General features: G+C 39.5%; 9 protein-coding genes. 2 read left to right on the top strand and 7 right to left on the bottom strand.

What is annotated here, in order from left to right; genetic code table 11:
* Positions 1-101: 101 nt before the first annotated feature.
* The 5 genes from argH to argC are packed head-to-tail and all read right to left on the bottom strand — an operon-like array spanning position 102 to position 5,934.
* A complete protein-coding gene (gene argH, locus I6E85_RS01410) occupies positions 102-1,967 on the bottom strand; it encodes an argininosuccinate lyase (protein ID WP_197236492.1) in 1,866 nt (621 codons plus the stop codon).
* Between the two features lie 49 nt (positions 1,968-2,016).
* Positions 2,017-3,219 (bottom strand): argininosuccinate synthase, encoded by a 1,203-nt coding sequence (locus I6E85_RS01405; RefSeq protein ID WP_007581653.1) that lies wholly within the window; start codon positions 3,217-3,219, stop codon positions 2,017-2,019.
* Positions 3,216-4,148, bottom strand: a complete 933-nt coding sequence (locus I6E85_RS01400; RefSeq protein ID WP_024592295.1) for an ornithine carbamoyltransferase — start codon at positions 4,146-4,148, stop codon at positions 3,216-3,218. Before I6E85_RS01400 ends, I6E85_RS01405 begins: the two co-directional genes overlap by 4 nt.
* Before the next feature lie 7 nt (positions 4,149-4,155).
* Entirely contained in the window at positions 4,156-4,923 is a 768-nt protein-coding gene (gene argB, locus I6E85_RS01395; protein WP_121954616.1) for an acetylglutamate kinase, read from the bottom strand.
* Positions 4,924-5,934, bottom strand: a complete 1,011-nt coding sequence (gene argC, locus I6E85_RS01390) for an N-acetyl-gamma-glutamyl-phosphate reductase (RefSeq protein ID WP_007581649.1) — start codon at positions 5,932-5,934, stop codon at positions 4,924-4,926.
* A 224-nt stretch (positions 5,935-6,158) separates the two neighbouring features.
* Between argC and argE the strand changes: the two genes are divergently transcribed.
* Complete coding sequence (gene argE / locus I6E85_RS01385; protein WP_197236491.1) at positions 6,159-7,319, top strand: acetylornithine deacetylase; 1,161 nt, start codon at positions 6,159-6,161, stop codon at positions 7,317-7,319.
* A 62-nt stretch (positions 7,320-7,381) separates the two neighbouring features.
* Here argE and I6E85_RS01380 read toward each other — a convergent pair whose 3' ends face one another.
* Together I6E85_RS01380 and radA are read right to left on the bottom strand one after the other, a co-directional pair.
* Complete coding sequence (locus I6E85_RS01380) at positions 7,382-8,314, bottom strand: hypothetical protein (protein WP_024608998.1); 933 nt, start codon at positions 8,312-8,314, stop codon at positions 7,382-7,384.
* A gap of 75 nt (positions 8,315-8,389) precedes the next feature.
* On the bottom strand, positions 8,390-9,775 hold the full coding sequence (gene radA, locus I6E85_RS01375) for a DNA repair protein RadA (RefSeq protein ID WP_024590039.1): 1,386 nt from the start codon (positions 9,773-9,775) through the stop codon (positions 8,390-8,392).
* Between the two features lie 362 nt (positions 9,776-10,137).
* On the opposite strand from radA, the gene I6E85_RS01370 reads away from it, so the two are divergent.
* Complete coding sequence (locus I6E85_RS01370) at positions 10,138-12,615, top strand: PilZ domain-containing protein (RefSeq protein ID WP_197236490.1); 2,478 nt, start codon at positions 10,138-10,140, stop codon at positions 12,613-12,615.
* Positions 12,616-12,621 lie beyond the last annotated feature (6 nt).

Raw genomic sequence — 12,621 nt, 5'->3', positions numbered from 1 at the left:
CAAAACATACTTATATAATCAAACCAAACAGCTCCGACCAGTTTACTACAAACATAAAAAAACGCACAGGGATAACCGTACGTTTTTTGTATCCAGGGAGTTTAAGCTACGTATTTACACGGGATCTCCGCACGTGTACTTAGCTTCAAAATATATTCCATTGCTACTTCGTCACAATTTTCTTTACGAAGGCAAAGTTCACAATCTTTCATTACTTTTTCAGGCAAAGAGTCTTTGCTACAAAAAGTAAAACGTTGGTGTTCAAAAAAATCTGGTACACGTGTTAATACAATAACTCGGTTAAGTGCCAATTTTTTGGCTTTAGTAAGTAGATGATCTACAAGCTGTCTACCCTGCCCCGACACTTTACTTTTTGGGTCTATACCCAATGAGCGTATTTCAGCAAGGCCGGTATCGTAAATGTATAACGACGCACAGCCCGACACTTTTCCATTTATTTCTGTTACTGCAAACTCGTTAATAGAGTGCACCATATCACTTTTTGCACGAGGCAGGTTTTCACCTACCGTTGCCCAATGCTGTATAAGCGTGGCAATTGCTTCTACATCATCTAAATTTGCATCACGTACCGTTATTTGCTGTTTTTTTTTGGCTTCTTTAACAGCATTAGTTACTTGTTCAATAGACGTCCCACCAAGGGCTTTACGTGCTTTTATACATGCATCAATTTCAAGTACTGGGTAAACATCGTCTTCAAATACAGTGTTTACTGATTTGTACTGCTCAAGCGATAGCTCTTCAAGCGTTTTACCTTCGCTAATCGCAAGCTGTACAAGTACACCTACAATGTGATGCCCTTCTCTAAATGGCACACCTTTAGCAACTAAGTAATCAGCAAGTTCGGTGGCATTTGCATGCCCTCCTTTTGCTGCAGCAAGTGTCTTATCGCCGTTTACTTTAACGCCTTTAATACATGCTTGCGCCATATGAATACATGCAAGCCATGTTGGCATAGCGTCGAACAGGCCTTCTTTGTCTTCTTGCATATCTTTATTGTATGCAAGTGGCAGCGCTTTTAACGTCATCATCATAGCGCTAAATGCACCAAATACACGTCCGGTTTTACCGCGAATAAGCTCGAGTGCATCAGGATTTTTTTTCTGAGGCATGAGCGATGAGCCTGATGTTACGTTATCAGCAAGCTCTATAAATCCGGCTTCACCCGAATTATAAAAAATCAAATCCTCTGACATACGAGATAAGTGAATCATCGAAATAGACGCACAACTTAAAAGATCTAAAACAAAATCACGATCAGATACGCCATCAAGGCTATTTTTTGTAGCCGCTGTAAAACCTAATCCGTGTGCTAATGCTTGGCGATCAATCGGATAAGCTGTACCTGCTAATGCACCACTGCCTAATGGGCAAAAATTCATGCGCGCTTTAGCGTCTTGCAGGCGGCTTTCATCACGCTCTAGCATCTCTACATACGCCATACACCAGTGGCTAAATAATACTGGTTGTGCGCGCTGTAAGTGCGTGTAACCTGGTAATATTGTGCCAAGCTCTCGCTCTGCAAGCGCTACAAACTCGCCTTTAAGCTGTGCTATAGCATCTAGTAAATGATCAGCCGTATCACGGCACCATAATCTAAAGTCGGTGGCAACTTGGTCATTACGGCTTCGGCCTGTATGTAATTTTTTAGCTAAATCACCTACTTTTTCAATTAGAGCTGCTTCAACATGTGAATGAATATCCTCTGCACCTGAAGTAGCTACCGCTTGTGGATCTGCTTTAACTTCTTCAAGCAGCTCATTTAATGCAGCCACTAATTTTGTGTGCTCGTCACTTGAAAGTACACTTACCTGTTCAAGTGCACCAGCCCATGCCACAGAGCCAATAATATCTTGCTCTGCTAACTGGTAGTCAAAGGGAAGAGAGTCGTTAAATTGCTTAAACGCCTCATCTGGACCCGTAGAAAAACGTCCGCCCCATAATGCCATGAAATCTCTCCAAACCCTGTAGTGCCCCTTTTATAAGGGGCGTAATAAATTACTTTTTAGCGAGTGCTGAAATTCTGCTTGAAAGCGAGAATAAACGAATAAAGCCTTCAGCGTGTGATTGGTCGTACACATCATCTTCGCCAAATGTAGCAAATGCTTCGCTGTATAAGCTATTTGGTGACTGCTTTTGAACTGCAGTTACTTGGCCTTTGTATAGCTTAAGTACCACTTCACCTGTTGCCACTTTAGAAAGTGCTTCTGCACCGGCTAAAATAGAATCTTTAAGAGGCGTAAACCAACGGCCGTCGTATACTAAATGCGAGAACTCGCCACCGAGTACTTCTTTCCACTTACGGCTTGCTTTATCAAGCACTAGCTCGTCAATGGCTTGAAGCGCTGCCATAATGACTGTGCCGCCTGGCGTTTCATAACAACCGCGTGACTTCATGCCAACTAAACGATTTTCTACAATATCAACACGTCCAACACCATGAGGCGATGCAATATCGTTTAATTTAACTAAACAATCGTAAGGTTTAAGTTCTACGCCATTTACAGCAACCACTTCGCCTTCAACAACTTTTAATGTTACTAGTTCTGATTTATCTGGAGCTTGCTCTGGAGAATTAGTCCAAGTCCATACTTGTTCAGTTGGTTGACACCATGGGTCTTCAAGCTCACCACCTTCGTGCGAAATATGCCAAGCGTTAGCATCACGGCTATAAATTTTTGTAGCAGATGCTGAACACGGAATGTCACGCTCTGCTAAGTAATCAAGTAATGATTCACGGCTCGATAAGTCCCACTCACGCCATGGCGCAATTACTTTTAAATCAGGGGCTAGTGCTGCAAAACATGATTCAAAACGAACTTGGTCATTACCTTTACCAGTACAACCATGAGAAAGTGCATCAGCACCTACTTTACGTGCAATTTCAACTTGTGCTTTAGCAATAATTGGGCGCGCCATAGAAGTACCTAATAAATAAGTACCTTCGTAAATTGAGCCCGTTTTAAGCGTTGGGTAAATGTAATCACTTACCATTTCATCTTTTAAGTCAACTACGTAACATTCAGATGCACCAGAGGCAATTGCTTTAGCTTCTACGCCTTCAAGTTCTTCAGCGCCTTGACCTACATCGGCAACAAACGCGATTACTTCACAGCCGTAGTTTTCTTTTAACCATGGCACGATAGCCGACGTATCAAGACCACCAGAATAGGCTAAAACGACTTTTTTAATTGAACTCATAGGTGTTCCTTAACAAAATTTGGATTTAGTAATGTAACTAGCAGAGCATTTTGCGCATGCATGCGATTCTCTGCTTGTTGAATGATTTTTGATGCTGGACCATCCATTACCTCAGAGGTAATTTCAAATTCACGGTGTGCCGGTTGGCAATGTAATACCGTAGTCGCACCTGTTTGATCTAGCAATGCCTGGTTTAATTGATAAGGCATGTATTTTTCTTTTACTTGCTCAAGCGGCGTTGTATCACCCATTGATACCCATGTATCTGCATATACAACGTTTGCACCAACCGCAGCCTCAACTCTATCGCTCACCATGACTGATGCGCCATTCATTGCTGCAATTTGCTCTGCTTTTTTAAGTATTTGTGAATCTGGCGAACACCCTTTTGGTGTTACAGCAACAAAGTCAGTACCTAGCGTTGCGGCAAGTAACATCAATGAATGAGTTACGTTATTGCCCTCACCTAAGTAAGCTACTTTAAGCTGACTCACATCGCCATGTACTTCTTGAAGTGTTAAAAAATCAGCAAGTGCTTGGCAAGGGTGGTACAAGTCACACAAGCTATTTACCACAGGTACCGATGAATATTCACCTAACGTGGTTAATGTGCTGTGCTGATTTACACGCGCCACAATACCGTCGGCCCAAGTAGAGATATTAAGTGCAAAATCTTTAATTGATTCACGTGCACCCATAGCGCCATTTTGCTGATCTAAATAAACAGCATGACCACCAAGGCGATTAATACCTATATCAAACGATAAACGTGTACGTAAACTTTGCTTTTCAAACAATGTTACGATTGATTTACCCGATAATACTTGGCTGTATTTTTCTGGCTTTGCTTTTATATCTTGCGCTAACTTTAATAAATTAAGTGCGCCTTCTTGGTCTAATTCTAAACCCGTTAAAAAATTCTCAAACATAATAAACCTATGGTGTAATCTTTGTTCCGACATGCTCACCTTGCAGCAGAGCAGTTAAATTTTCTGGCTTTTGCCAGCTGGAAATATACACACCGCGTCGTAAATGTTGGGCAGCGTGAAGGCTGGTCTTAACTTTGACCTCCATCCCGCCCACAATTACTCCATCTGTAATTAAAGTATCAATGTGTTTTGTGTCAAGTTGATGTAACGGTTGTTTATTTGCGTCAAGTACCGCTTCTACATCCGTCATAAAAATTAGTTCTGCATTTAAATTACTGGCAATAGCCGCTGCAGCTTCATCTGCATTTACGTTGTACCACAAGCCTTGTTCATCAAAGCCGATAGAGCTAACAATAGGTAAACGAGAAATTCTAAGTAAATCATTGATGATAGAATCGTCGTTACTTGTGCATTTACCCACTAAGCAAAGCGCTTTTAATTTTTGGGTTGCAGTCACACCCGCCTCAAAAAGACTTAAACCAACAGGCTTATGCCCTGCGCTTATAGCTTGAGTCATTAATTGTTTATTAGCGCAACCTGCAAGCGCACCCACTATATAAGGCATTTGCTCTGCTGGACTAATACGTAAACCTTGGTGTTTAGCACTAGCAAAACCCGCTTGCTTTAGCCATGTATCAACTAAAGCGCCACCGCCATGAACAATGACAAACTCATCATTTTTTTGCTCGCTTAGCACGTCAAATAACGCTTTTGCTGCATTTTCTGTATTAAGTACTGCACCACCGAGTTTAATAACCCACGTTTTTTTACTCATTTAAAACGCCCCTTTTAAGCCCGTAGTGTGATCTAAATTCATAGAAATATTGATACACTGCAAAGCTTGTCCAGCAGCGCCTTTTAATAAGTTATCAATGGCAGACATTACAATTAACTGCGTGCCTTGTTGCTGCCAGCCAATATCAACAAATGGTTGCTTAGCAACACCTTTAATTGAAGGTATTTTATCGCCTAACAAACGAATTAATGGTTCGTTAGCAAGCACTTGATAAGCAGATGCAACGTTTTCCTTGGTAACGCCAGGCTTAAGTTGTACATAAATAGTTTCTAAAATACCGCGCGCAAAGCTACCTAGATGCGGTGTAAATAATACTTTGTGGCCAAGGTGTTGTTCAATTTCAGGACCGTGGCGATGGTTAAACAAACCATAAGGTGCAAGCGATACCTCACAAAAATGTGTTCCTACACTCGCTTTACGCCCGGCACCCGTAACACCCGAAACGGCATTAATAATAATACTTTCGCTGCTCAATAAGCCTGCTTGTTTAAGCGGTTTAAGTGCATTGAGCGCCGCTGTTGGGTAACAGCCTGCAACAGCAATTAGCTTTGCGTTAGCGATAGCATCATGGTTCCACTCTGCTAAACCGTAAGCCGCTTCATTTAAAAGCTCTGGGTGTTGATGCTCAAAACCATAGTAAGTAACGTAATCATCATTATTTGCTAGGCGATAGCCACCAGATAAATCAAATACTTTTTTACCCATAGCTAAAAATTGAGGCGCTAAATCAACACTTACTTTGTGATCGGTACATAAACACACATAGTCAGCATCACTTTGAATGTCATCAAAAGCTGATGCACTAAGAGGAAGTAAAGGACAATCTAGTAAGCCAAGGTGCTCTGGGTATAAATCACTTAGTAATTTATTTTTATCTAAGCTACCCTCAGATACATAACAGCCTGTTAAGGTAAGGTTTGGATGATTAGCAACTAAGCTTGCTAACTCTGCGCCGCTATAACCGCTTGCGCCAATAATAACTACATTCATTGATTACTCGTTATTTTAAAATTTACTGCTAAATATATATGTTGTTCGCTTAAACTAGCTAAGACGCTAAATTAAGACTTAATTTAATGAATTTGTAGATTATCGTCGCATTATTTTCATAGCTTTACTTTAATATATTTATGCTTAAAAAGTGAATTGATATTCATCATAAATACTTTTATATTGTTATGCAATTAAATTGAATAATAATTTTGGATTTTTTTATGCCTTTGCCTTCGTTTATTTCTATGTATCAACAATTGATTGCAGCCCCTTCTATTAGTGCAATTGAAGACAGCTTGTGTATGAGCAATAAAAACGTAATTGAACTCCTTGCGAGGTGGTGCGAAACACTCGGTTTTACGTGTGAAATTATTGAATTAGAAGGAGGTAAGGGCCGCTTTAATTTATTAGCAAAGCGTGGAAAAGGCGATGGCGGGTTAATGCTTGCGGGCCACACTGATACAGTGCCTTTTGATGACAGCCGCTGGAACCACAATCCGTTTAAACTTACCGAACTCGACAATAAATTGTACGGGCTAGGAAGCATTGATATGAAAGGCTTTTTTGCTTTTGTATTACAAGCGATTAGTGAACTTGATGAAAAGCAGCAAACTCAACCTATTTTAATACTCGCCACTGCCGATGAAGAAACAACTATGGCAGGTGCACAGCAAATATGTAAGCACCCTAATTTAAAACCTGCGCGTTGTATAATTGGCGAACCTACTGATATGACGCCAGTATTTATGCACAAGGGCCATATGAGTACAGCAATAAGAGTGGTTGGTCGCTCTGGGCATAGCTCAGATCCCGAACGTGGCCTTAACGCCATTGAAGTAATGCATAAAGTGATTACAAAATTGATGATCTTAAAAGAGCAATTAAAGCATAAGTATTCAATAAATCACTTTGAAATTCCTTATCCAACATTAAACTTAGGTAATATTCATGGTGGCGATAATGCGAATAGAATTTGTGGTTGCTGTGAAATGCACATAGATATGCGCCCATTACCAGGTTTAAGTGTACAAGAACTACAAGCATTAGTGCTTGATGCAACAAAAGAGATAAATCAGCAATATCCAAATGCGGTGAGCGTTATTGATTTACATGAACCAATCCCGGCATTTAGTGGTAGCACCGACAGTGCTTTAGTGAAAATGGCTGAAAAAATAGCGGGGCAAAAAGCGGTCGCGGTAAATTATTGCACTGAAGCGCCGTTTATCCAGCAACTCGGTTGTGAAACGATTGTAATGGGCCCAGGCTCAATTAACCAAGCGCATCAGCCTGATGAGTTTTTAGCGTTGGAAAAAATAAAACCATCGCAACAAATAATCACCAATATCATAAAAGCAAACTGCTTTAGCAATCAGAGTCACTAACTGCTAACAACACAAAATAATAAAGGCGCCAATTGGCGCCTTTATTAATACAAAACTAAGGCCTAATCACCTTTAACTTCTAAGTTAATAAACTTAACTAGCTCTTCAGGTTGCCCTACTAGCATCATAACTTGTTGGTTAATTTCCATCATAGTTTTACCTTCAGGTAGCTTTGCTGACACACTGAATGAATTTAAACCTTTCGCAAAGCTAGTTAAAGCCTCTGCAATATTTTCAGTTACAGGAGCTTGTTGTAACTGCTGCTCTAACATCATTTCCATTTGCTCTAGCGTCATGCCTTGCTTTTCAAGCTCGCTTGATAGTAAGTCTTTTAACTTACCTTGGTTATTTAAGGCAAAGCTAACATTGCGCGGCTCTAACTTACTCATTGCTTGCATAACAAGTGTTTGCTGCTGTAACTCTTGCTCATAAGTAAGTGGCTGGTTACCCGCTTCTTGCTGCGCTTTACTAATCGCCAATGAAGCATCCATTAATGCTTTTGAATTAGCCAAGCCCATATCCATATTAAAACTAACAATGTCTTTTGCATCAAGCTTAACTACTACATCACTATTGCCAGACTCTTCATCGTAATCAAGTGATGAATGTAAGTCGTAACTTGCCGACGCGAGCATTTCGTTTGTATCAGCAGGTAATTTTGAAACAAAATCTTTATCAAACTGAAAGCTTTTTACATCAAATGATGTATGCGGTGATATTTTATCTGGCTCGTAACCTGTTATTTCAATGCTTTGAATATTAGCAACATTGTCGCCCTCTGGGCTTATTACTTCCATGTTTGTTATTTCTACGCTTTTTGAAATAACACTTGCCGATAAACCAGCGTATTTAAATGTAGCGCCAGTTTGCTCGCTTACTAAAGCAAGTTGCTTATCTACTTCTGCACGCACTTCTTGTGTAGCTACATAATTTGCATAGCTCACGCCACCAACGCCCGCAGCTACAATCGCTGCAACTATTACTAACTTTTTCATGTTATTTCCTTATTCTATTCTTTGTGTAAACCGAGTTCTATTAAGAGTAACATTACACATTAACACCCGTAAGTATTAATTAATTAAACTAAGCAACTCATGTACTGTTTTAACTGGGGTAATTTTAGCGCCCAGCCCTTCCATCGACTTATGGTAATTACGAAATGGAATATATATTTCTGTAAAACCATGTTGTGCTGCTTCTTTAACACGTGGCACACCACTATCAATTGGGCGTACATCGCCGTTTAAGCTGAGTTCGCCCATAATACACGTGGTACGTGGCACAACAAATTCATTTAAGCTGCTAAGTAGCGCGGTAACCAATGCTAAATCGATACAAGTTTCTGTTTCATCTATTCTTAGGCCACCCACAATATTAAAAAACGTATCGTGGAATATTTTGGTTTTAGTGTGTTTTCGTAATATACCGGTCAGCATTTTTATGCGGTTCATGTTTAAACCAACGCAAACACGCTGCGGAAATTCCGCCTCGGTTTCGGTAGTTAAACATTGAATTTCAAGTAGTAAATTTCGATTCCCTTTACGGATACAGGTAATTGTAGAGCCTGGCGAGTCGGTTGTAGACCCCGATAAAAATATTTCGCTCGGGTTATCAACGCTTAACATCCCACGTTCGCACATTTTAAAAATGCCAACGGTATCTATATCACCAAAGCGGTTTTTATTTGCCCTAAGGGTTCGAATTTGCCCATCGTTGGTGTCTATGTGTAAAAGCGCATCGACAATATGTACAAGTGTTTGAGGACCTGCTATTTCGTTATTTTTATTTACATGAGCAATAATGAACATGGTTACATCATTTTGCTTACAGTATTGAGTCAATGCTTGGGCGGCACTTTTTACTTGCGAAGGGGAACCTGGGCTACCATTTGCCGTTTCGGTTACAACCGCTTGAATAGAGTCAATAACAGCAAACTTAATTTTATTTTTCTCGAGCTCTTCAATGATGGTTTCAACACTGGTTTCTGAAAGTAAATAAAGCTCGTCAGGGTTATAGTTTAACTTTAAACGATTTACCCTGTTTTTAAACTGCGATAATGACTCCTCGGCCGTACAGTAAAGTGACGGCATACGTTGTGACATTCTCGCGACTAGGTCAGATAGCAAGGTTGTTTTACCAGCACCTGGATCACCCGAAATTATATTAACAGAGCCGGTAGTTACACCACCGCTTAGCACACGATCGAGCTCGCCAATTTCTGTCAGCTGTTTTTCTGCCTCTGACGTAGCAATATCATTAATTTTTTTAGAGCCGCCACCAGCACCGCCAGCATAACCACCTACATTTGCTCGAACTGACGCTTTTTTACTCTGCCCTGCTGAAGGTTTAAATTCTGCTAATGTGTTCCACGCACCGCAGCGGCATTGACCCTGCCAACGTGGGTAGTTCATGCCACATTCTGTACACACAAACTCTATTTTTGCCGCTTTAGTCATTTATAACCTTATCTACGATTCTCTAATTTTAAAAACATTTACTGTTAACAACTTATTTTGCCACTTCAAGCATTTACTTAGCAACAAACTCTTGCCTGCGTAAAAATCTAGCGTCACAATCATTAAATACACATGGTGTTTCTTTTTAGCTATAATTTAGGGCATACTTTTTGCTTTGAAATAGTTTAAAGTAACTTGCCAACAAAATGGCATATAACACATAATAACAAGAGCTAAACAGTAGTAACTAAAATAATTGTACCTATATTAATAACATAGTGCGATTTAACGTTTATTGAACTTCTAATAAATGGACTTAACAGTATACCTACTTTTTCAATTAGACGGTGATGGTTTTATAAATGGCTGATGACATAATGCTCAAACACGAAGACCTCGTGAATGAGTTAAAAACATATTTAGGCAATGCTAAATTTGACCTAATTTTCAAATCAAAAACCGCTGGGTTAACCAAACCTGAGCAATTTTTGATGAAAATGGAAATGTCACGCTTATCTCAGCCAGTGGCACGCTTTGTTGATCTTCGTGGATTAGTGACGGGCCAAGTAAAACCGTATGAGCATAACGGTAAACAGCACTTTATGGATGACACAGCCATTGAAGTGTTTGAAAAAGCACTTAAACAGCATGGTGAATATACCCTAGCCGTTTACGAAGCCGTAATGAATACAGAAAATAACCACCGCGTATTACAAAAACAAGCCGCCGAAAAATCAGAACTACAAGAATCAGAAAGTAACTTAAGCACTGAAGTAATTAAGTTTGCCTCTTACGAGAGCCGCCGTGAAGAACGGATGAATTACTCAATAAAAGTAACTATTGATTACAAAGATAAAAAGAACATTGCTGCTAGCACCTCAGATATATCTTTAAGCGGTTGTAAAGTTAAGCTTGCAACGCGCTACTCTATAAAAAAAGGTGAACTAATAGCAATGCGCTTGGTAGGCCTTGAACAAGACTTTGAACTTGGCCTAAAAAACGGTATTCAATACGAGGTTGTTGCCGTTGAAAATATCTCTCGTGAATACAACCACATTCGCTTAAAACGCACTTATATCGAAAATAACGATGCCTTTAATGACTTTTTAGAAAGCTTTATTCACGGTAATAAACGTCGTTATAAAGTAAATTTAGATAACACGCTCGATGCTGTAGTATCAAAGGGATATGAGCAATACTACATCCCTCGTGTAACGTCTTTATATGTATTTTTAAGCAAAAAAGATGAACAGTACTACCCAAGCCTTAGCCTTACTACTGAAAATAATATTTTTATCCAGCGCTATTTTACCGATGAAAGAAAAACACCGTGTTTGTACAATATACTCAATCATCAGCGCATTACACAATTACTAACCCAAATTACCGCGGTCAAAGAAGATTACCTCTATACATTTACACATATATCATCGGGTAAAATTTACTATTACTCTGCGACACGAACTGAGCTAAATATTAACCCTAAATTACGTGATCTATTTTTAGGTTTTGGTAGCCAAAAAGAAAGTTGGCAGTGCTTTAAAATACAAATAATGCCAAGTCATCCAGATGATTCTTTTATACCGCTTTCATTACCTAATAGTGCTGGCGCTAATATTGAAAAACTCAACAAGCCGCCTTCCCCTCGAGTTAAAGGCCTTATAAAAGACGTTAAATATATTGTTGTACTTACAAGTATTGGCAATAAAACAGAGCAAACAGATTATAAACAACTGACTTTTGATAAAGCGTTAGTAAATCAGCTTAAACATTTTGGCCACGCAAAACATAAAACGCCACCTTATTTAGATATTGTGCCACTTGAATACGTAAATTTACGCTCGCATAAGCGCTACCTTTATAAAACACCGGTTAGCGTCACTATTAATGATGAAGTATTTAACGGTTATACACGTGACTTTTCTGTAATGGGTTTGCAATTAGAGTGCGAGCAACCAGTCACATTTAAAAAAGGTGATATAGTACTTTTAACATTTCCTGAGCTTCAAAAAATAACTAAAAAGCATAAGCTTAGCGAACTAAAGTACGAAATAATGGCCATTAGTAAGTCATTCACTACTATCAACCTAAAAGCGAATCGTGTTGCTGATTTACCCCATGCTGGCGTGACTTTTTTCACTCAGCTAATAGAAGGGAATAAAGACAAACTTAAAGTATCTGAAGAAGCCGCTAAAGTAGAAGGCTTATCTACCGCGCTTAGAAATATGGTTACAAAAAGTGTATGCCAATTTCCGCTGTATTTACACAAGGAAGCTGCACACTTTAAAACAGGTGCAATTGGTTATGGCTTATACGCCAGTCCTATGCATGTTATTTTGCAAAATTTTGGCTTATTAGGTAACAAAACTGACTTTTCGAGTATTCTTACCGAAGAGCAAATTATTAATGTAATAACGCCTAATATTAAAGATCGCAGTCGCCAAGATGCACCGCTTGCTTTTACACTCGCTATTAATTTCGACCCTCGTAAGGGCAAAATTGAAGAGGCTATTGTTAGCCAATGCGCCCTAGGTGAAGACTACTCAAGCTTTTACAAACAAATTAGTAAAGGCATTACATCACAACTTATATTTGTGATGCGTTTGTATATTTCGCGCACAGGTCGCCCCGATACTGACTACCTATCTAATGAGCTTAAATACGTAAGCCAATATGCAATGCATAAAGCAAAAGACTTAGAAGAAGCATTATGGGCTGTTGCAGGCGTGGGGGACGTAGTAGATATAACTGAAGAAGCTCTAAGCCATTTAGAGCTTAAAAAAGAGCAAGTTGAACAAATGGGCCGCCGTAAACTAATCTGGTTAAACCGCTTACGCTAAGCGGTT

Source organism: Pseudoalteromonas sp. NZS71 (genome assembly GCF_015864715.1).
Classification (GTDB): domain Bacteria; phylum Pseudomonadota; class Gammaproteobacteria; order Enterobacterales; family Alteromonadaceae; genus Pseudoalteromonas; species Pseudoalteromonas arctica.
Note: the sequence above shows the minus strand (reverse complement) of the source record. Positions and strands in the feature narration are given on the sequence as shown.